Raw genomic sequence first — 19,589 nt, 5'->3', positions numbered from 1 at the left:
CATGCACGGGTTCGGCTTCGCCACGCTCGCGTTGTTGACCGCCGTGGGCTTCGCCGGTCCACTGCTGGCGTCGCTGTCGCACTTGCGAATTCCGGTCGTCATCGGTGAGTTGATCGCGGGCCTCGTCCTGGGCAAGACCGGTTTCGGCGTCCTCAATTCCGCCAACCCGACGTTTCAGCTGTTCGCGAATATCGGCTTCGCACTGGTGATGTTCGTCGTGGGCACCCATGTTCCGATCCGCGACCCCGACATGCGCCCAGGGGTCCCGCGGGCGTTGGCGCGGGCGGCTCTGGTCGGCGCGGTCGCGGCGGCGCTCGGGGTGGGGATAGCGGCCGTGTTCGGCACAGGTCACGCAGCGCTGTATGCGGTTCTGATGGCTTCGTCGTCAGCGGCGCTCGCCTTGCCGGTGATCGACTCGCTCCGATTGCAGGGGCCCCACGTGCTGTCCGTCACCGTGCAGATCGCGATCGCGGATGCCGCATGTATCGTGTTGCTGCCCTTGGTGATCGACGTCCGTCGAGCGCCAACGGCGGCGCTGGGTGGACTCGCCATCGCGGGGTGTGCGGTGCTGCTCTTTGTGCTGCTGCGCGCGGTCGACCGCCGGGGCTGGCGCACACGCATGCACAACTATTCCGAGAAATCTCGGTTCGCGCTGGAATTGCGGACCAACCTGGTCCTGCTGTTCGCGTTGGCGGCCCTGGCCGCCAGCACCCATGTGTCGATCATGCTCGCGGGTTTCGCGTTGGGGTTGGTGATCGCCTCGGTCGGCGAGCCGCATCGACTGGCGCGTCAGCTTTTCGGCATCACCGAGGGCTTCTTCAGCCCGCTGTTTTTCGTTTGGCTGGGCGCCTCGTTGCAGGTGCGCGAGCTGGGGGCGCACCCCAAACTGATCTTGCTGGGCGTAGGTCTGGGGTCGGGGGCCGTGCTCGCGCATTGCGCCGGAAGGTTGCTCGGCCAGCCGGTGACACTCGCGGTGATGTCGGCGGCGCAGCTCGGCGTACCGGTGGCCGCGGCAACCATCGGCACCGAGGAACACCTCCTGGTCGCCGGCGAAGCGTCGGCATTGATGTTCGGGGCGCTGCTCACGATCGCCTCCACCTCGATCGCCGGTGTGCTGGCGGCACGCCGGCAGAGCGAACAGCGGGGCCTAAAGACCCTTCCGAAAAGCGCAGAGCAGGCATAACGTCATGTCCTGAATAGGCCGATCGGAATCGGCGTCGAGGAGTGCGAAATGTCGGAGGGCACAGCAAAGCACGGAATCTTGGTCTGCGTCGACGGATCTGCGGCCTCTCACGCCGCCACGGCTTGGGCCACCCGCGAGGCCATCCTCCGCCAGTTGCCGATCACGGTCATGCACGTTGTCCCTCCCGTTGTCGTCGGATGGCCCGTGGGGCAGATGTATGCAGACATGACCGATTGGCAGCAGGAAAACGGCCAGCATGTCATCGATGAGGCCCGCAAGACGTTGAGCGCCAACGCCGGAGGGGCCACACCACCCGAGATGCACACGCAGATAGTGTTTTCCGGTGTCCTTCCGGCGCTGATTGACGCCTCGAAGGATGCCTGGATGATCGTCGTCGGCAGCCAGGGCATGGGCGCGTTGGGCCGCCTGCTGCTGGGCTCGGTCACTACCGGTCTGATTCATCATGCCCGTTGCCCGGTCGCGGTCATCCATACCGATGACGGTGCGATTCCCGATTCGAATGCACCCGTGCTACTGGGTGTCGACGGGTCGCCCGCTTCGGAAGCGGCGACCGCCTTGGCTTTCGATGAGGCCTCCCGTCGAGGCGTTGACCTGGTCGCGCTGCACGCGTGGAGTGACGTCGGGGTGTTCCCGATGCTCGGGATGGACTGGCGTGACAGCGAGGCGAAGGGGCAGGAGGTACTCGCCGAACGTCTCGCGGGCTGGCAAGAACGGTATCCGGATGTGGGTGTAAAGCGATTGCTGTTCTGCGACAAGCCTTCCCGGTGGCTACTTCAGGAGTCCGAGAACGCTCAGCTGGTGGTGGTCGGTAGCCACGGCCGCGGCGGTTTCCGGGGCATGCTGCTGGGCTCGGTAAGCTCCGCGGTCGCGCAATCGGCAAGAGTTCCAGTAATTGTCGTCCGCGATAACGCGAGGGCCATTAGTCCCTGACATTGATGCTGTTCGGCAGGCGCAAGCCCCGCCGCTGTTGGCCTAGCCTGCTGTTCATGACCTACGTGATCGGCAGAGCATGCGTCGACGAGATGGACAAGTCCTGTGTTCAGGAATGCCCGGTCGATTGCATCTACCAGGGCGCGCGAACGATGTACATCAACCCCGACGAGTGCGTCGACTGTGGCGCCTGCAAGTCGATATGTCGCGTGGGAGCGATCTACTGGGAGGGCGATCTGCCCGATGACGAGCGGCAGCACCTGGACGACAATGCCGCGTTTTTCAATGAACCGCTCGCCGGCCGCGGCGGCCCGCTGGGTTCGCCAGGCGGCGCAACCAACGTGGGTCCGACGGGCGTTGACACACCGTTGATCGCCGCCATGCCGAAGATGCGTTAAACGGCATGCAGCAGCGCCATGAAGCCGAAGTCCATGTGCAGCTGTTGGTGGCAGTGCAGCAGAGACAGGCCGGGCTGGTTGGCGGTGAAGTCGAGGTCGATGGCTTGATAGCCGCCGACCATGGCGACGTCTTTGTGCAGCCCTGCGGTGGACGTCCCGGCGGTGTTAGTGATTTCGAAGGTGTGCCGGTGCAGGTGGATGGGGTGCACATCGTCGGTGCCGTTGCGTAGCCGCAGCCGGTATCGTGCACCGAGCTTCAGCTCGAACTGCGGTGTGCCCGTGCGCATATCGAACGGTGCGCCATTGAGCGTCCACTCGTTGAAGCCGTCGCGCTCCGCGTTACGTTTGCCGATCAGCAGCTCGATCGTGTGGTCGGGTGGGGCCGCCCTCGCATCAGGCTGGGTGAAGAGTCGATAGTCCCACGTGAACGGAGGCCGCGGCGCCCACTGCGGGTCGCCGGTGCTGTCCGCGTATTCGATGACGGTGCCCATGCCGTTGCCGCGATCGTCATCGGAGAGATCGCCCAGCACCCATTTCCCCGGATTGTTCATGTTCACGATTGCCGAGATCCGTTCCGCCGCGCCGAGCCACAGCACCGGCACCGCAACCGGTTTGGGGAGGGGGTTGCCGTCGAGGGCCACGACGGTAAACGTATGCCCGGGCAGCGCGAGGCTGCGGTTCTCGGTGGCGCTGGCGTTGAGGACATGCAGCAGTATTCGTTGGCCCTGCTTGACTTTGATCGGTTCGCCGTGGCCGAGCATGCGGCCGTTGATCGCGAACGATCGGTAGCCAACTTCAAATCCGTGTGGTTTTCCGGAGGCTAGGGACGCGGCCATCGCCGCTTCGCCCATGTCGCGCAGCTCTGGGATCGGTTGGCCGGCCAGGAAATTGGTAGCCATGTCGCCGCCCCTGCTGAGTGCGGGCTCGAACTCCTTGAGGGTGAGAAATACTTCTTGGTCGTAGGCACCTGGATTGTATTTCGGTTCGATGTAGAGCGGCCCGGCCAAGCCGTTGTACTGGCCCAGGCTCAGGTCCGCTCCGGGAACGAGGTGGGTGTGGTAGAAGCGGAACCCCGACGGCCCCGGAGTGAACGACAGTCGGCGCATCCCGTGCGCAGGGATATACGGGGTGCCTTCCTCGGCGGAGCCGTCGACGTCGACGGGCAGCGTCTGACCATGCCAGTGCAGTTGTTCGGGGGTGTCGCTGTCGTTGTGGACATCCACGACGACGGGTCTGCCTTCGGTGAGCCGCAGTAATGGTCCGGGGAACTGGCCGTTGTAGAGGGTGGTGGATACCACCCGATCGGGCGCCAGCTCCACCAGACCCCGTCCGATGCGAAGCGTGTAATCGGCCTTTGCGGGCGGCCCCTGCCGGCCGCATCCCGCCGCCGTGGCAGCCGAACCGGTGGCCGCAAGCGCCGCCGCGGCTGCGCCGCGCATCAGGAAGCCGCGCCGGTCCAGCACAGCTGAAACGGTAGCGCATCGCAGCCGCCGGACAGCCCGACGAGACCCTGGTCATCCACCAATACGCCTATGTATGGTGCGAGTACCGACACGACAGGAGAATCGAAGTGGCTGAACGGTTGGCGGGCAAGGTCGCACTCGTGAGTGGCGGTGCGCGGGGGATGGGCGCCTCGCACGTGCGGGCGATGACGGCCGAGGGCGCCAGGGTGGTGTTCGGCGACATCCTGGACGACGAGGGCAAGGCCGTCGCGGCGGAACTCGGTGACGCCGTCCGCTATGTGCATCTCGACGTCACCAAGCCAGAACAATGGGAGGCGGCGGTGGCCACCGCCATCGACGAGTTCGGCGGTATCGACGTGCTGGTGAACAACGCGGGCATCCTCAACGTCGGCACCTTCGAGGACTACGAGCTCTCCGAGTGGCAAAAGATCCTCGACGTGAACCTGACCGGGGTGTTTCTCGGCATCCGCGCGGTGGTGAAACCGATGAAGGAAGCGGGCCGAGGATCGATCATCAACATCTCCTCGATCGAGGGAATGGCCGGCACCATGGCGTGCCACGGCTACACCGCGAGCAAGTTCGGTGTCCGCGGGCTCACGAAGTCCGCGGCAATGGAATTGGGGCTCAACGGCATCCGAGTCAACTCGATTCACCCCGGACTCATCAAGACACCGATGACGCAATGGGTTCCCGACGACATCTTCCAAACCGCGTTGGGCCGCGCCGCGGACCCCGCGGAGGTCTCCAACCTCGTGGTCTATCTGGCCAGCGACGAATCCAGCTATTCGACCGGATCGGAGTTCGTCGTCGACGGAGGCACCATGGCCGGCTTGGGCCACAAGGACTTCTCGGCAATCGACGTGGCCGACCAACCCGAGTGGGTCACCTAGTCCGCGTCACGCGTTGGTCAGGGATTCTTCGGCTTTCTTGGCCGGGGTGGGCCACGGTGAGGGGACGGGGCGTTGGCGAACGCGTTGCGGCCACCAGAACCACTTGCCCAGTAGTGCGGCAATGGACGGCGTCATCAGCGACCGGACGATCAGGGTGTCGAAGAGCAGACCGAGGCCGATGGTGGTGCCGACCTGTCCGATGACGGTGAGCTCACTGACCGCCATGGTCATCATCGTGAAGGCGAACACCAATCCCGCCGAGGTGACCACCGAACCGGTTCCGCCCATGGATCGGATGATGCCGGTGTTCAGCCCGGCGTGGATCTCCTCCTTGAACCGCGCCACCAATAGCAGGTTGTAGTCGGCGCCCACGGCAAGCAGGATGATGACCGACATCGCGAGCACCATCCAGTGCAGCTCAATCCCGATCAGGTGTTGCCAGATCAGCACCGACAGCCCGAACGACGCGCCCAGTGAAAGCAGGACGGTGCCCACGATGACCGCCGACGCCACCACGCCTCGCGTGATGATGAGCATGATGATGAAAATCAGGCACAGCGAGGCGATTCCGGCGATCAACAGGTCGTAGGTGTTGCCGTCACTGAGGTCCTTATACATCGAAGCCGTGCCGGCGAGGTAGATCTTCGAGCCCTCCAACGGGGTGCCTTTGAGCGCCTCGTAGGCGGCCTTCTTGATGGCACCGATGTGCGAAATGCCTTCCTGCGACATCGGATCGCCGTCATGGCTGATGATGAAACGCACGGCATGGCCGTCGGGGGAGAGGAAGTTCTTCATGCCCTTCTTGAACTCGGCGTTGTTGAACGTCTCCGGCGGCAGATAGAACGAGTCGTCATTCTTGGACGCGTCGAAAGCCTTGCCCATGGCGTTGGAGTTCTTCTGCGCCTCGTTCTGCTGGTCCTGCAGACCCTTCTGGGTCGAATACATGGTCAGCATCGTGGTTTTCATGGCCTTCATGTTGTCGATCATCGAGGGCATCAACGCCACCATCTGCGGCATCAGCGTGTCGAGGTGATCCATGACGGGCAGCAGGCTCTGGATGTCGTCGGTCATCGTGTCGATCCCGTCGAGGGCGTCGAAGACCGAACGCAGCGACCAGCACACGGGGATGTCGTAGCAATGCTTTTCCCAGTAGAAGTAGCTACGGATGGGCCGGAAGAAGTCCTCGAAATCGGCCATCTTGTTCCGTAGGTCTTCGATGTCGATGGTCATGTCGTGCATCTTTTGCACCATCACATGCATATCGTTGGACATCTGCACGGTGATGCTCTGCATCTTGACCATGCTGTCGATGGTCGACTGCATCATGTCGGCCTGGCGTAGCATGTCGGCCATCTGGTCCGCCTGATACTTCTGGTTCATCTGCTGGGTGACGGCCTGCATGCTGATCTGAAAGGGGATCGAGGTGTGCTCGATCGGCGTGCCCTGCGGCCGTGTAATGGCTTGCACGCGGCCGATTCCCGGCACCCGGAAGACCGACTTGGCAATCTTGTCGATGACCAGGAAGTCCGCCGAGTTACGCAGATCGTGATCGCTTTCGATCATCAGTACCTCGGGATTCATCCGCGCCTGCGAGAAGTGGCGATCCGCCGCCGCGTATCCCTCGTTGGCGGGTAGATCGGTGGGCAGGTAGGTGCGGTCGTTGTAGTTGGTGCGGTATCCCGGCAGGGTCAGCAGGCCGACGAGCGCCACTCCGATCGTCATCACCAGGATTGGTCCGGGCCAACGGACGACGAGCGCGCCGACCTTGCGCCACCCGCGAATCCGTTGCGTTCTGCGGGGTTCCAGCGTCTTGCCGAACCGGGTTGCCACCGAGATGACCGCCGGGCCCAGCGTCAACGCCGCCGCCACCACGACCACCATGCCGATGGCCAACGGGATGCCCAGCGTCTGGAAATACGGCAGGTTCGTGAAATGCAGGCAGAACGTCGCGCCGGCGATGGTCAATCCCGAGCCCAGCACGACATGTGCGGTACCGCCGAACATGTTGTAGTAGGCGTCTTCTCGCGACTCGCCGAGGGATCGGGCCTCCTGATATCGACCTATAAGAAATATCGCGTAGTCGGTGGCCGCAGCGATGGCCAACGTGACCAACAGGTTGGTGGCGAACGTGGAGAGCCCGATGATCTTGAAGTAACCCAGAAAAGCGACCATTCCGCGCGCGGCCGAGAGCTCGAGCACCACCATCACCAGCGTGAGCAGCACCGTGACGATCGACCGATAGACCAACAGCAGCATCGCGATGATCACCGTGAACGTGGCAGCGGTGATGACTTGCAGGCTGCGGTCGCCGGCCACGTGCTGATCCGCCGACAGCGCCGCAGGCCCGGTGACGTAGGCCTTTACCCCGTGGGGCGGGGGGACGCTCTTGACGATGTCTTGCACGGCCTCGACCGATTCGTTGGCCAAGGCTTCGCCCTGGTTACCGGCGAGGTAGACCTGAACGTAGGCGGCCTTGCCGTCGTTGCTCTGGGCACCGGCGCCGGTCAGCGGATCGCTCCACATATCTTGAACGTGCTCAACGTGTTTCGTGTCGGCGTCGAGCTTTTTGACGATCTGGTCGTAATAAGTGTGGGCGTCGGCGCCCAGTGGCTGTTGGCCCTCCAGGACGATCATCACCGAGCTGTTGGATTTGTACTCGTTGAACACCGCGCCCATACGCTTGGTCGCGACGACGGACTGGGCGTCGTCGGGAGCCATCGACACCGAGCGCATTTTGCCGACCTCGTCCAACTGGGGCACGGCTACGTTGAGCACACCGATGAGAGCGATCCAACCCAGGATGATGGGTATGCCGAACTTTCGGATGATCCGCGGGATCGACGGCCGCGCTTTGTGTTTCGCGACGGGGATGACATCTGTGCGGGCGTCGGCCGTGTCTTCAGTGGTTGTGCTCATGCGGATTTCACCAAGCAGAAGGTCAGGGCGTGAACGCCGTTAACTGTTTTCTCGTCCTTGACTTCGTCGTCGATGGTGATGCGGCACCCGAGGTAGTCGCCGTCGCTTTGGGCTGAGAGGTTCGGGAAGACCGAAGGGGCGGTTGTGCTTAGGACCAGCGTCCAGGGGAGCGGCGCGGCGTCGACCCGCGTCGGGTCGGCGTTGAGATCCAGGTAGTTCACGTTCGCGTGGCTTGCCGAACCGAAGACCTCGTACTTGACGACCTTGGGCTTGAACGGCTTGGAATCATCGAGCCGCGGGCTTGTCATCACGCCGGTGTCGTGGGCGCCGAAAAACGACTTGACCCGGACCACCGCGAAGCCGCCGACAACCACGACGGCCACAATCAACAGCGGCAACCACGCATTTCGCAGAGCCTTTGACGTCTGCACTTGGGTGATTCCCTTCCTTACCGCGCGACGGTGATGTGGTCGGCGAGAACGTTCCCCCCGGGCGGAATCGTGGCCGGGTGGGCGCGCGATTTACACCGCCCAGCAATGAAATTCGGCGATTGGCGTGATTCGTGCGCATCGACCCCCACCTCGCATTGCGGAGGCCTTCTCGAATACCGCAACCAGAGCATAGTACATGATGTGCATATCTTGCACATCATGCAATATTCAGGTGCGGTGTTTCAGATCACTTCGTGAAGATGCTGTTGACCAGCGCCGCGGCCCGCTCCACATAGGGCATCGGCGTGTCGTCGGAGTCTTTCGGCTTCCCGCTTGCCCACTTCTCGATGCCCGAACGCACGGCCGTCAACGCCAGCGCGGAGATCAGGGCGGCCATCTCGTCGTCGGGACGCATCGCCTGGCGGCGGACGATGATGTCGGTCAATTGGTTCTGGAATCGCTCCAGCTCGGCCAGGAATGCCGCCAGCACCGCGGGGGAGGTCTTGGCGAGTTCGAGCATGCCGGTGGCCTGCTCGCGCCGTGGCGGCGTGTCACGGAGATGATGCGCGGCCAGGGCGATCAGCTCCGCCAACACCACCGAGTAGGGGGCGGGTCCGGCGGCGACGAAGTCCGCGGCCAGCTCGGGCGGGAGGTCCGAGGGCCCATAGGCGATCGCGGACTCCTTGTTCGGGAAGTAGTTGAAGAACGTGCGCGTCGACAGTCCGGCTTCGACGCAGATTTCCTCGATGGTCACCTTGTCGAAGCCGCGTTCTTGTGCCAGGCGCACCGCGGCGTCGCGGATGTCCGCGCTGGTCTGGCGGCGACGGCGCTCGCGCAGACCCACCTGATTGGTCATAACCCTATAGTTGCACGTTCTGCACACTTTGCAGTCAACTGGCGCCCAGTGAATTCGGCTGGACCGCTGACGGCCCTGCCGGCACCGCACGGGCTCCCGGCCGCCGGCATCACCGAAAACCATTCAACGGCAATGCGATTCGATGTCAGGGGGACAGGTTTCCGGTGGGCGCGGCGAGGGCGGCCCATAGGTGATCGCGTTGGCTGGCGAAGAAGTTCACCGATATCGGAGCCTTGTCCGCGATCTGGTCGAACGCATGAAATGCGCCCGGGACGATCTCCTCGTGGACGCTGACACCCGCCTCGCGTAAGCGTCGCGCGTACTCGAGACACTCCTGATAGAACAGGTCCAGCGTCCCGACACCGATCCACGCCGGCGGCAGGCCGGTCAAATCTTCCCGGCGCGCCGGCACCGCCTCCTTCGGGTCCGCGCCGTCGAGGTACCAGCGCCAGGCCAACTGGTTGTCGGATTCGGTCCACATGATCCGCTTCAGACCGTCGCGTGTGGTGCCCGTGCGATCGTCGAGCATCGGATAGACGAGCATCTGGTACGCGAGTTTGACGTCGCCGCGATCGTGCGCACGCTGTGCCACCGCGGCCGCGAAATGTCCACCGGCACTTGCCCCGCCGACGGCGACGCGATCGGGGTCCACCCATGGCTGGCGCGCCAGCCACCGCAGCGCCGCATAGCAGTCTTCCACCGGTGTGGGATACGGATGTTCGGGAGCGAGTCGATATTCGACCGCCGCCACCGCGACACCGGTGAGGCGGGACAGCTTGCGGCAGTACTTGTCGTCCTGCACGGCGGTCCCCATGATCGTGCCGCCGCCGTGGATCCACAGCAGCGCCGGCGCCCGATCGGGAAGGCCCGTCGGTCGATGGAGGCGGACCTTGACGTGTTCGTCGACCGCGACCACCGGTATGTTGCGGAGTCGGCCCGCGTTGCCCATCAGCAGCATCAGCGCCCGCTGGACTCTGTAGCCGCGGTGCAGGGCATACCCCCGGGGCAAGAAGGGGGCCACCTTGCGCAAGCCGGGATCCAACGCCCGCCGTGACGTGAAGGGTTTGTCGGACGATCTTCTTGCCATGGATGCCCTCTGCTCCGGTGCCAGGCCACGTTGACCATACACAGCGGAAACAGCCTCGATGCAGGAATTCGCCAGGGACGGCGCAGCCGTCAGGGCCGCTCGAGGTCGAGCAGAACGCGCTTGGCGTCGGGCCCGCCGCGGTACGCACCGACGGCTCCGTCGGATCGGATCACCCGGTGGCACGGCACGACGATCGGGATCGGGTTCGTCGCGCACGCGGTGCCGACGGCGCGCACCGCCTTGGGAGAGCCGGACAGCCGGGCCAGCGTGGCATAGCTGGTGGTGGTGCCGTAGCCGATGTCGGCGTTGAGGCGTTCCAGCACCGTGCGCCGAAATCCCTGCGACAGCGACCAGTCCAGCGCGACGTCGAAGCTTCGGCGCCGGCCGGCGAAGAATTCCTCGAGTTGCCGCGCAACCGGATCCAGCCGCGCGGGCGCCTCCAGCACTCGCGGGCTGATGCGTGCGGAGAGGTTCTGCAGCACGGCGTCGGGACTTTCGTTGGCGAATGCGACCCGCAGCAAGCCGAGTGGGGTCGCCGCCAACAGCAGCGGGCCGAGCGCGGAATCCACTGTGCGATAGGCGATGTCGAGTAGATCCCCGTTCTGGGCGTCCCTTTCCAGGCGCACGTGCAGCCGCTTGAGATGAGCCGGGTCAACGGGGAAGTGCCGGGACAGGCTTGGTGTGGTCATCGATTTTTCCTTGCTGTGTCGAGAAGCGGATAGGTGCGTCGCAGTGTGGCGATCCCGTCGGCGGCGGCGCGCCGAGCGGCGGCCTCGCTGCTGTCGAGGATCAGCGCGATCTCCGCATAAGGAAGACCGGCCAGGTAGTGGTAGGCCACCGCCTGGCGTTGTTTGGGTGGTAGCGCGCCGACCGCGGCGTCCAGGTCGAGGTCGTGGCTATCTGCCCGCTCGGAGGCGGGGACGTCGGGCGGGTCGGCGACCGGGACGGCCCGGCGTGATGCTGTGCGGGTGATGTCGATGGCCTTGCGATGCGCGATCGTCACCAGCCACGCCTCGATGTTGGCCTCGGGCGGCAGCCGCGGGTAGGCCTTCAAGGCGGCCAGGAAGGTGTCCGACCATGCGTCATCGGCGTCGCTGTGGCCGACCACCGCGCGAACCACGCGCAGCACCGTGGCGCCGTGCCGTGCCACAACGGCCTCGAACGGCGGCTTCGGATGCCGGCGGGCCATCACCCCGACATCACCGGCGGGCTCGGGTATGCATTCGCGCTCCTCCGTACGGATTAAACAACTCAACTATGAAGACGTCGGCGTGCCACGGAATGTGAGAAACGATTGGATCCGCCGCGCCTGGGCACCCTGGTGTCCGTGCAGACGGTCGAGTACGCCCCGGAACGATTGGCCGATGTTTACGGCGACGCGACGCAACCCGCGGTCTTGCTGTGGCACGGCATGCAGTCCGATGCGCGCACTGTTGTACGGCCCCTTGCCGGTTTGCTCGCCGGCCACGGCGTTGCGGTGGTCGTCCCGGATTGGAACTCCCATGCGCACGACGGCGGCCGCGCGGACTTGTTGCGATCGGTGGACTTCGTCCGGCAGCGAGCCAGCGACACGGGCGGCATCGTGCTTGTCGGGTGGTCTTTAGGAGGCGCGGCCGCGGCGGCCCTGACGCTCGACGCCGAACAGTTCGAAATCGTTGTCGCCCATACGGTTTGCCTCGCAGGCGCTTTCATGGTCCCCGATCCCATTTCGGGCAAGACCCTCACCGATGCATTGCCTTCTGCGCGTGTCGGCGCGCCGTTTACGTTGTTGCACGGCCTCGCCGACGACGCGGTGCCGGTGGCAGCGAGCAAGGCCTTCGCCGACGGCCTCGAACGGATCGGCTGGCCGGTGGATTTGGTGGAGCTGGAAGCCGATCATGGGTCGATCGCCGGCGCGGTGTACGACCCGCTCGCCGATCGCTACGAGCCGGCGGAGGGCGGAGTGGCTCACGATGTGGCCGGCGAGGTCGCCGCCCGGATCGCAGCGATACACGGTCGTTGATCGATCTCACGCTTTCGGCTCGGTCGTCGTTTACCCAGAAGGAGGGAAAACGATGACAACACGACACACGGTGATCGACAGTCCGCTGGGCGAGCTGACACTCGTCGCCGACGGCGACGCCCTGACCGGTGTGTATTTCCGGCAGCACTGGCACCCGCCCACGACAGACAGGCTGGGCAGCTACGTCGAGGCAACCGCCGACGAGTTGTTCGACCGCACCAAAAACCAGCTCGACGAATACCTCGCCGGGAAGCGGATCGAGTTCGATCTTCCCGTCGTAGCGACAGGCGCCCCGAACGACCGGCGAATCTGGGACCTGCTGCCCGGCATCGCCTATGGCCAGACCGCCACCTACGGTGAGTTGGCTGCCAAATTGGCCGACGGCACCACCGCATACGACGTCGGCCAAGCCGTCGGGCGCAACCCGCTCAGCATCGTGGTGCCCTGCCACCGCGTCGTCGGAAAGAACGGCGCCCTAACCGGTTACGCTGGCGGCCTGAAGCGCAAGCGATTCCTGCTGGATCTCGAGGAGCCGACGCCCGCGGCGGCCGGCAGGTTGTTTTGATGCCGTCGACGTGGTGCCGGCGCGTCGACGGCGCCGACTGGGACGCGGTCGCCGCGGAGATGGACGATGTCGGCGGCGCACTGCTCCCACGGCTGCTGACCCCACGCGAGTGTGGCAAGGTCCGTGAGCTCTACCCCGACGACAGCCTCTTTCGCGCGACGATCGACATGGGTCGTCACCGCTATGGGCAAGGCGAATATCGCTACTTTCAACAGCCCTACCCACACCCGATCGAAGCGCTGAAGCAAGCTCTCTACCCCCGGCTGCTGCCCATCGCCCGCGACTGGTGGACCAAACTGCGTCGCGAAGCCCCGTGGCCCGACACCCTCGACGAATGGTTGGACATGTGCCATCGCGCCGGCCAAACCAAGCCCACTGCTCTGATGCTCAAGTACGGGCCCGGGGACTGGAATGCCCTGCACCGAGACCTCTACGGAGACCTGGTCTTTCCGCTGCAGGTCGTCATCAACCTCAGCGAGCCGGGCGCGACGCACACGGGTGGCGAATTCCTGCTCGTCGAGCAGCGGCCTCGGGCGCAGTCACGCGGCACGGCCACTACGCTGCCGCACGGCCACGGCTACATCTTCACCACTAGAGAACGACCGGTCCGCTCGACGCGCGGATGGTCGGCCGCCCCGGTCCGCCACGGAGTGTCGGCGGTCCGCTCCGGCGAGCGCTACACCCTCGGGTTGATCTTTCACGACGCCGCCTGAAAGGCGCTTCGTTTCGGGCACCATGATGCTCATGGAGCTTTACGACGTCATGCGCACGACGCCCGCGGTGCGCGAATTCACCGACGACCCGCTGCCCGACGACATTCTCGAACGGATACTCGACAGTGCCCGCTTCGCGCCGACGGGCGGCAATCGCCAGGGCGTACGCGTCATCGTGCTTCGCGATCGGTACACCCGGTCGGCATTGGCGGACCTGGGGCTTACCGCCGCCCGCCGCTATACCGCCCAGCTCGCCAAGGGCGAATCACCGTGGAATCCGTTGCAGCCCAGCGCCATAGACCGATCAACGATCGAGGCGACCGAGCCGCCGCCGCAGATGTCGGCCCCGCTGCGCGAAGCGCCCGTGACGCTGGTGATCTGCTTGGATCTCGCCGTCGTCGCCGCAACCGATCAAGACCTCGATCGCATCGCCGTCGTACCCGGCGCGTCGGTGTACCCGTTCGCGTGGAACGTGTTGCTGGCCGCGCGCAACGAGGGCTACGGCGGTGTGCTCACAACGATGGCCGTGGCCGAGGAACCACGCGTCAAAGAGCTTCTCGGTGTGCCCGACACGTTCGCCATCGCCGCGATCCTGCCGCTGGGCAAGCCGGTGCGCGAAGTCACGAAGCTGCGGCGACGGCCCGTCGCCGAGTTCGCTACCTGCGAGCGCTTCGATGGCCCGCCGTTCGCTGGCTGAACAAGGCGGCGTGCGCGCGCCGGAATGGCTCTCGGTACGCTTGAACGGATGTGTGGAGCCACCGGTGAGGTGCGACTCGACGGCCGCGTCCCAGATGTAGCGGCGGTTGCAGCGATGGCTGAGGTCATGGCGCCGCGGGGGCCGGACGGGGCGGGTGCCTGGTCACAAGGGCGGGTTGCCCTAGGTCATCGTCGCCTCAGAATCATCGATCTGACCGAGCACGGCGCCCAACCGATGGTCGATTCCGACCTGGGCCTGGCGCTGGCCTGGAACGGCTGCATCTACAACTACAAGGAGCTCCGTCGCGAACTCGAGGGTTACGGCTACCGCTTCTTTTCCCACAGCGACACCGAGGTGCTGATCAAGGCCTACCACCGCTGGGGCGACGACTTCGTGAGCCACCTGATGGGGATGTTCGCGTTCGCCATCGTTGAACGAGACAGCGGCCGGGTGTTGTTAGGTCGCGACCGGCTCGGGATCAAGCCTCTGTACCTGACCGAAGACGATCACCGGATCCGCTTCGCGTCGACTTTGCCGGCGTTGCTTGCCGGCGGCGGCGTGGACACCAGGATCGACCCCGTCGCGCTGCACCACTACATGACGTTTCATTCCGTCGTGCCGGCACCGCTGACCATCCTGCGTGGAGTTCGCAAGGTCCCGCCCGCGTCGCTCGTGGCCATCGAGCCCGACGGCAAACGCACTACCACCACGTACTGGACGCCGGACTTCACGAGGCGAGCCGACCGCGCGGACTGGTCCGAACGCGACTGGGAGGACGCCGTGCTGTCCTCACTGCGGGTCGCGGTCAAGCGCCGCCTCGTCGCCGACGTGCCGGTCGGCTGCCTGCTGTCCGGCGGTGTCGACTCCAGCCTGATCGTCGGGCTGCTCGCCGAAGCCGGGCAGCACGGCCTGTCCACCTTTTCCATCGGCTTCGAATCCGCCGGCGGCGTCCAGGGTGACGAGTTTCGCTGGTCGGACATCATCGCCGAACGTTTCGGCACCGACCATCATCAGATCCGCATCGGGACGGACCGCATGCTGCCCGCGCTCGACGGGGCGATCGCCGCGATGAGCGAGCCGATGGTCAGCCACGACTGCGTCGCCTTCTACCTGCTCAGCCAGGAGGTGTCCCGTCATGTCAAGGTCGTGCAGTCGGGTCAGGGCGCCGACGAGGTGTTCGCCGGCTATCACTGGTACCCGCCGATGCAGTCACCCGCCGCGGCCACCCTGGATGGCGCGGTCGCGCAATATCGCGGTGCCTTCTTCGATCGCGATGCGGAAGGCGTTGCGGCGCTTCTCGGGCCAGGCAACGCGGCCCCGGGTGATCCCAGCGTGCGTTTTGTCACCGAGCATTTCGCGCAGGCCAATGCCGATACCGGCGTCGACCGTGCGCTCCGGCTGGATACGACGGTGATGTTGGTGGACGACCCGGTCAAACGGGTGGACAACATGACGATGGCCTGGGGGCTGGAGGGCCGGGTTCCCTTCCTAGACCACGAGTTGGTCGAGCTCGCGGCGACCTGCCCGCCGGAGCTGAAGATCGCTCAAGGCGGCAAAGGAGTTCTCAAAGAGGCCGCGCGGCGGGTAATCCCGTCGGAAGTCATCGATCGGCCGAAGGGGTATTTCCCGGTGCCCGCCCTGACTCACTTGGAAGGCCCGTACCTCGACTTGGTTCGCAATGCACTGTATTCGCCTGAGGCCAAGGAACGCGGGCTATTCGACACAGACGCGGTCGATGCGCTCCTGGCCGACCCCAACGGCAAGCTCACCCCACTGCGCGGCAATGAGCTCTGGCAGATCGCGTTGCTCGAACTCTGGCTGCAGCGCCACGGTGTGACGGGATCTGCGGCGTGACCGCCATCGAACCGTCGGAGGAGAATCCCGAGGCGATCACGCTCAGCCTGCACGATGCGTCGCCGGACCACCTGGCGAAGGCGATGGCCGAGGACGTCGAGCTCGAATTGGGCTGGGGGCGGCTGATTTTCGGCCAGACTTTCGTCGATGCCGGCAAGCTGACCGAGACGTTGCGACGGGAAGCGCCGGGGCGGCGGGACATCTGCATCTACGCCCACGAGTCTCACGTGGTGGTCGCCGGATCCCCGAGCGAGCTCTTTATCGATCCCAGCCACACCTATCGGCTGCGCTTCGGCGAATCCGATCAGGAAGACTTGACACCCTCCCCGCTCGGCGTGACCGTCCGTACGCTGAACGATCCGGACGACGCCGACGCGATGAACCGCGTATTCGTGCGCTGCGGAATGGTTCCCGCGCCCGTCGAAACGATTTGGGACAACCACCAACACGTGGAGGCGGTGACATATCTACTCGCGGTGCGCGACAACGACGGCGCGGTGGTGGGCACCGTCACCGGTGTCGATCATGAGTTGCTCTTCAAGGATCCGGAGCGCGGATCCAGCCTGTGGACACTGGCCGTCGACCCCGCCGCGGCGCTTCCCGGCATAGGCGAAGCCCTGACCCGGGCTTTGGCCGAGCACTTCCGCAGGAAGGGTCGCGCCTACATGGATCTGTCGGTGGCGCACGACAATGCCGGCGCCATAGCGCTTTACGAGAAGCTGGGCTTTCGACGAGTTCCGGTGCTGGCCATCAAGCGGAAGAACGCGATCAACGAACCGCTGTTCACGCCGCCGCCCGAGACGGTCGAGGACCTCAATCCCTATGCGCGGATCATCGCCGACGAGGCGCTGCGCCGCGGCATCTGGGTAGAGGTCCTCGATGCCGAAACGGGCGAGATGCGACTGGCGCACGGCGGCCGCACCGTGATCACCCGGGAATCGCTGTCGGAGTTCACGTCGGCGATCGCGATGGCCCGCTGCGACGACAAGCGTTTGACGCGACGCCTTGTATCCGAAGTGGGCATCACGGTGCCTCGTGCCCGGCTGGCCACGTTCGACAAGAGCGACTTCGATTTTGTGACCGAGGTCGGGGAGGTTGTCGTCAAGCCGACGCGCGGCGAGCAAGGCAACGGCATCACCGTCGGCATCACCGCAGACGATGGTCCCGATGAGCTCACCGCCGCACTGAGACGGGCGCTAGCGGAATACCACGAGGTGCTGATCGAGGAGCGGGTGCGCGGCGACGATCTCCGGTTGGTGGTGATCGACGGCCGGGTGATCGCCGCCGCGCTGCGGATGCCGCCCGAAATCATCGGCACGGGTGACCACACGGTGCGGGACTTGATCGCTGCCGAGAGTCGGCGGCGGTCCGCGGCCACCGGCGGTGAGTCCCGGATCCCGCTCGACGAGGTCACCGCGGCGACGGTCGCCGAGGCGGGTTGGACGCTTGACGATGTGCTGCCGAAGGGGACTCGACTGCGCGTTCGCCACACCGCCAACCTGCATCAGGGCGGCACGATCCACGACGTCACCGCCCGGGTGAATCCGGAACTATGTCATGTCGGGGTGGCGGCCGCCGCGGCGATCGGTATCCCGGTGACCGGCATTGACCTCATCGTGCCGGACGTGGCCGGCACCGAATACGCCTTCATCGAGGCCAACGAGCGCCCGGGGCTGGCCAACCACGAACCGCAGCCCACGGCCGCGGCCTTCCTTGACTATCTCTTTCCCAGTCAGCCGGGCAATCCGCTGGCCTGGACTCCCGAAGAGGCCCAGCACCCGCGCGACTGACGTGATTTGTATTGCCGTGCGCACCAAGCGAATTCATCACTGTGACGATTCGGCGGGGTAGCGGGGCCTGCACGTCGAGTTAGCTTGTGCTAACTTGACCGCCTACGCGTTGGGGGTAGGGGGCTGGGCGTATGGCCGCGCCTATATGGATGGCCGCACCGCCGGAGGTGCATTCGGCACTGCTGAGCGCTGGGCCCGGTCCGGCATCGTTGCTTGCGGCGGCGGACGCATGGAGCGCCTTGAGCACGGAATATGCCTCGGTGGCCGAGGAGGTCACCGCGGTGTTGGCCAGTGTGCTGGCGGGGGCATGGGAGGGGCCGACCGCGGAGTCATATGTGGCCGCCCACGTGCCGTATCTGGCGTGGTTGATGCAGGCCAGCGCCAACAGCGCTGCGGCTGCCGCTCAGCATGAGACGGCGGCGACGTCCTACACCGCCGCATTGGCGGCCATGCCGACGCTGGCCGAGCTGGCCACCAACCACATCGTCCACGCTGTGTTGGTGGCGACCAACTTCTTTGGGATCAACACCCTCCCGATTGCGCTCAACGAGGCCGATTACGTGCGGATGTGGATCCAGGCCGCGACCACGATGAGCACTTATGAAGCGATGTCTAGCGCGGCGGTGTCGTCGACTCCACCGACCACGCAGCCGCCCGTGGTGGTGAACCCGGTGTCGACCTGGCTCAACTCCGTGACCAGTGCCGTCCAAACCGCTGAGCAACTCGCCCACGACGCATCCACACTGAACCTGTCCGACCTGGGGTCGGCGATCCTGAACTTGATCCAAAACTTCAGCATCGCGGCCTTCATGGCGGATCCGATCGGGTACTCGCAGCAGGTCGTCGAGTCCTTCGTGGGGCAGTTCCCTCTGCTGTCGGACCTGTATTTCGGGTTCGGCGGCGACCACGTCTTCGAATTCGCGGCCGATCCGGTGGGTTTCGTCGAGAACATCATCAATAAATTCCTCGCGGATCCGGCGACGGCACTGAGCAATCCGTTTTTGTTGGTCCTGAGTCCCGACGATTTTGCATCGATCGGCTACAGCGCTTTTTCTCCGTTCATCCCCGCGGCGGTCGCTCCCGTCGGGGCGGTGGGCGGCATCGCCGGATTCGCGGAGCTGGCTCAGCCGACCGCCCTGACTGGCGCGCCGCCACCCGCAATCGCACCGGCGGTCCCGCCCGTGGTGGCCGCGCCCGCCGCGTTGCCGCTTGCCGGGATGGCTCCCACCGCAGGCGCACCGGCCGTCGCCCCTGGCGCGGCCCCGGCGCCCGCACCCGCGGTGAGTACGGTCGCCACGCCGGCGGCTCCAGCGCCGGTAAGCGCGGGCGGGACGGGTTTCATGCCCCCCTACGCCGTCGGGCCTCCCGGCATCGGCTTCGGCTCCGGGCAGGGCGCTAGGGCTAGCTCCAGCGCGAAAACGCAAGCGTCGCAGCCGGATAGCGCTGCGGCGGTCTCCGCGGCGGCCGCGCGAGAGCGGGTCCGGGCCCGGCGGCGGCAGGCCGCGAAGCAGCGCGGGCACCACGACGAGTTCATGGATATGGATGTCGAGGTTGATCCCGACTGGGCTGCGCCGTCGGGCGAGCCACCGGTCGTCTCGACCGCGGCGTCGGAGCGCGATGCAGGGCCCTTGGGATTTGCGGGGACGCTATCGAAGGGCAGTGGCGAGCCGACGGGGTTGACCACGCTGTCCGGCGACGAGTTCGGCGGGGGACCGACGGCGCCCATGCTGCCAAATACGTGGGATCACGACGGTCCCGGGGAAAAGGACTGAACCACAACACAATTCGTCACA

General features: G+C 65.4%; 18 protein-coding genes. 11 read left to right on the top strand and 7 right to left on the bottom strand.

The window, feature by feature from the left end; all coding sequences use genetic code 11:
- The first annotated feature begins 1 nt into the window (after position 1).
- The 3 genes from A5745_RS04820 to fdxA are packed head-to-tail and all read left to right on the top strand — an operon-like array spanning position 2 to position 2,532.
- The gene (locus tag A5745_RS04820; protein WP_076115286.1) at positions 2-1,183 is read left to right on the top strand and encodes a cation:proton antiporter; all 1,182 of its coding nucleotides are present in this window, start codon (positions 2-4) and stop codon (positions 1,181-1,183) included.
- 48 nt (positions 1,184-1,231) lie between these two features.
- Positions 1,232-2,134, top strand: coding sequence for a universal stress protein (locus tag A5745_RS04815; RefSeq protein WP_076115285.1), 903 nt, complete (start codon positions 1,232-1,234; stop codon positions 2,132-2,134).
- Between the two features lie 56 nt (positions 2,135-2,190).
- A complete protein-coding gene (fdxA, locus tag A5745_RS04810; protein ID WP_076115358.1) occupies positions 2,191-2,532 on the top strand; it encodes a ferredoxin in 342 nt (113 codons plus the stop codon).
- Here the strand turns inward: fdxA and A5745_RS04805 are convergent.
- Positions 2,529-3,971: a multicopper oxidase family protein gene (locus tag A5745_RS04805; protein WP_076115357.1), complete on the bottom strand. Its 1,443-nt coding sequence runs from the start codon at positions 3,969-3,971 to the stop codon at positions 2,529-2,531. The genes fdxA and A5745_RS04805 overlap by 4 nt on opposite strands.
- 131 nt (positions 3,972-4,102) lie before the next feature.
- Between A5745_RS04805 and A5745_RS04800 the strand changes: the two genes are divergently transcribed.
- Positions 4,103-4,885: an SDR family oxidoreductase gene (locus tag A5745_RS04800; RefSeq protein ID WP_076058623.1), complete on the top strand. Its 783-nt coding sequence runs from the start codon at positions 4,103-4,105 to the stop codon at positions 4,883-4,885.
- Between the two features lie 6 nt (positions 4,886-4,891).
- On the opposite strand, the gene A5745_RS04795 is transcribed toward A5745_RS04800, so the two are convergent.
- The 6 genes from A5745_RS04795 to A5745_RS04770 all read right to left on the bottom strand — a co-directional run bounded on the left by A5745_RS04795 (position 4,892) and on the right by A5745_RS04770 (position 11,364).
- On the bottom strand, positions 4,892-7,801 hold the full coding sequence (locus A5745_RS04795) for an RND family transporter (protein ID WP_076058624.1): 2,910 nt from the start codon (positions 7,799-7,801) through the stop codon (positions 4,892-4,894).
- Positions 7,798-8,214, bottom strand: a complete 417-nt coding sequence (locus A5745_RS04790) for an MmpS family transport accessory protein (protein ID WP_076058738.1) — start codon at positions 8,212-8,214, stop codon at positions 7,798-7,800. Before A5745_RS04790 ends, A5745_RS04795 begins: the two co-directional genes overlap by 4 nt.
- A 265-nt stretch (positions 8,215-8,479) precedes the next feature.
- Positions 8,480-9,088, bottom strand: coding sequence for a TetR/AcrR family transcriptional regulator (locus A5745_RS04785; RefSeq protein WP_076115284.1), 609 nt, complete (start codon positions 9,086-9,088; stop codon positions 8,480-8,482).
- Positions 9,089-9,233: 145 nt separating this feature from the next.
- Positions 9,234-10,175 (bottom strand): alpha/beta hydrolase, encoded by a 942-nt coding sequence (locus A5745_RS04780; protein ID WP_076058628.1) that lies wholly within the window; start codon positions 10,173-10,175, stop codon positions 9,234-9,236.
- Between the two features lie 89 nt (positions 10,176-10,264).
- Positions 10,265-10,864, bottom strand: a complete 600-nt coding sequence (locus tag A5745_RS04775) for a methylated-DNA--[protein]-cysteine S-methyltransferase (RefSeq protein WP_076115283.1) — start codon at positions 10,862-10,864, stop codon at positions 10,265-10,267.
- Entirely contained in the window at positions 10,861-11,364 is a 504-nt protein-coding gene (locus tag A5745_RS04770) for an RNA polymerase sigma factor (protein WP_076115282.1), read from the bottom strand. The genes A5745_RS04775 and A5745_RS04770 overlap by 4 nt, the downstream gene beginning before the upstream one ends.
- Before the next feature lie 138 nt (positions 11,365-11,502).
- On the opposite strand from A5745_RS04770, the gene A5745_RS04765 reads away from it, so the two are divergent.
- The 7 genes from A5745_RS04765 to A5745_RS04735 all read left to right on the top strand — a co-directional run bounded on the left by A5745_RS04765 (position 11,503) and on the right by A5745_RS04735 (position 19,568).
- Positions 11,503-12,177 carry a S9 family peptidase gene (locus tag A5745_RS04765; protein WP_076115356.1) on the top strand — a complete coding sequence of 225 codons (675 nt, stop codon included), beginning with the start codon at positions 11,503-11,505 and terminating at the stop codon, positions 12,175-12,177.
- Positions 12,178-12,229: 52 nt separating this feature from the next.
- Positions 12,230-12,742 carry a methylated-DNA--[protein]-cysteine S-methyltransferase gene (locus A5745_RS04760; protein ID WP_076115281.1) on the top strand — a complete coding sequence of 171 codons (513 nt, stop codon included), beginning with the start codon at positions 12,230-12,232 and terminating at the stop codon, positions 12,740-12,742.
- Positions 12,742-13,455, top strand: a complete 714-nt coding sequence (locus A5745_RS04755; RefSeq protein ID WP_076058633.1) for a 2OG-Fe(II) oxygenase — start codon at positions 12,742-12,744, stop codon at positions 13,453-13,455. The genes A5745_RS04760 and A5745_RS04755 overlap by 1 nt, the downstream gene beginning before the upstream one ends.
- A gap of 31 nt (positions 13,456-13,486) precedes the next feature.
- Positions 13,487-14,152, top strand: a complete 666-nt coding sequence (locus A5745_RS04750) for a nitroreductase family protein (RefSeq protein ID WP_076115355.1) — start codon at positions 13,487-13,489, stop codon at positions 14,150-14,152.
- Positions 14,153-14,200: 48 nt separating this feature from the next.
- Positions 14,201-16,006 carry an N-acetylglutaminylglutamine amidotransferase gene (locus A5745_RS04745; protein WP_076115280.1) on the top strand — a complete coding sequence of 602 codons (1,806 nt, stop codon included), beginning with the start codon at positions 14,201-14,203 and terminating at the stop codon, positions 16,004-16,006.
- Complete coding sequence (gene ngg, locus A5745_RS04740) at positions 16,003-17,796, top strand: N-acetylglutaminylglutamine synthetase (RefSeq protein ID WP_076115279.1); 1,794 nt, start codon at positions 16,003-16,005, stop codon at positions 17,794-17,796. Before A5745_RS04745 ends, ngg begins: the two co-directional genes overlap by 4 nt.
- A gap of 131 nt (positions 17,797-17,927) precedes the next feature.
- On the top strand, positions 17,928-19,568 hold the full coding sequence (locus tag A5745_RS04735) for a PPE family protein (protein ID WP_076115278.1): 1,641 nt from the start codon (positions 17,928-17,930) through the stop codon (positions 19,566-19,568).
- Positions 19,569-19,589 lie beyond the last annotated feature (21 nt).

The sequence above is a fragment of the Mycobacterium sp. IS-2888 genome (assembly GCF_001954215.1).
Classification (GTDB): Bacteria; Actinomycetota; Actinomycetes; order Mycobacteriales; family Mycobacteriaceae; genus Mycobacterium.
This window is presented reverse-complemented; position numbering and strand designations above follow the sequence as displayed.

Excerpts from the sequence above, each read along its gene's own strand:
- A5745_RS04820 (WP_076115286.1), top strand. The coding sequence starts at position 2 with ATGCACGGGTTCGGCTTCGCCACGCTCGCGTTGTTGACCGCCGTGGGC.
- A5745_RS04815 (WP_076115285.1), top strand. The coding sequence starts at position 1,232 with ATGTCGGAGGGCACAGCAAAGCACGGAATCTTGGTCTGCGTCGACGGA.
- fdxA (WP_076115358.1), top strand. The coding sequence starts at position 2,191 with ATGACCTACGTGATCGGCAGAGCATGCGTCGACGAGATGGACAAGTCC.
- A5745_RS04805 (WP_076115357.1), bottom strand. The coding sequence starts at position 3,971 with ATGCGCGGCGCAGCCGCGGCGGCGCTTGCGGCCACCGGTTCGGCTGCC.
- A5745_RS04795 (WP_076058624.1), bottom strand. The coding sequence starts at position 7,801 with ATGAGCACAACCACTGAAGACACGGCCGACGCCCGCACAGATGTCATC.
- A5745_RS04785 (WP_076115284.1), bottom strand. The coding sequence starts at position 9,088 with ATGACCAATCAGGTGGGTCTGCGCGAGCGCCGTCGCCGCCAGACCAGC.
- A5745_RS04780 (WP_076058628.1), bottom strand. The coding sequence starts at position 10,175 with ATGGCAAGAAGATCGTCCGACAAACCCTTCACGTCACGGCGGGCGTTG.
- A5745_RS04775 (WP_076115283.1), bottom strand. The coding sequence starts at position 10,864 with ATGACCACACCAAGCCTGTCCCGGCACTTCCCCGTTGACCCGGCTCAT.
- A5745_RS04770 (WP_076115282.1), bottom strand. The coding sequence starts at position 11,364 with ATGGCCCGCCGGCATCCGAAGCCGCCGTTCGAGGCCGTTGTGGCACGG.
- A5745_RS04760 (WP_076115281.1), top strand. The coding sequence starts at position 12,230 with ATGACAACACGACACACGGTGATCGACAGTCCGCTGGGCGAGCTGACA.
- A5745_RS04755 (WP_076058633.1), top strand. The coding sequence starts at position 12,742 with ATGCCGTCGACGTGGTGCCGGCGCGTCGACGGCGCCGACTGGGACGCG.
- A5745_RS04750 (WP_076115355.1), top strand. The coding sequence starts at position 13,487 with ATGGAGCTTTACGACGTCATGCGCACGACGCCCGCGGTGCGCGAATTC.
- A5745_RS04745 (WP_076115280.1), top strand. The coding sequence starts at position 14,201 with ATGTGTGGAGCCACCGGTGAGGTGCGACTCGACGGCCGCGTCCCAGAT.
- A5745_RS04735 (WP_076115278.1), top strand. The coding sequence starts at position 17,928 with ATGGCCGCGCCTATATGGATGGCCGCACCGCCGGAGGTGCATTCGGCA.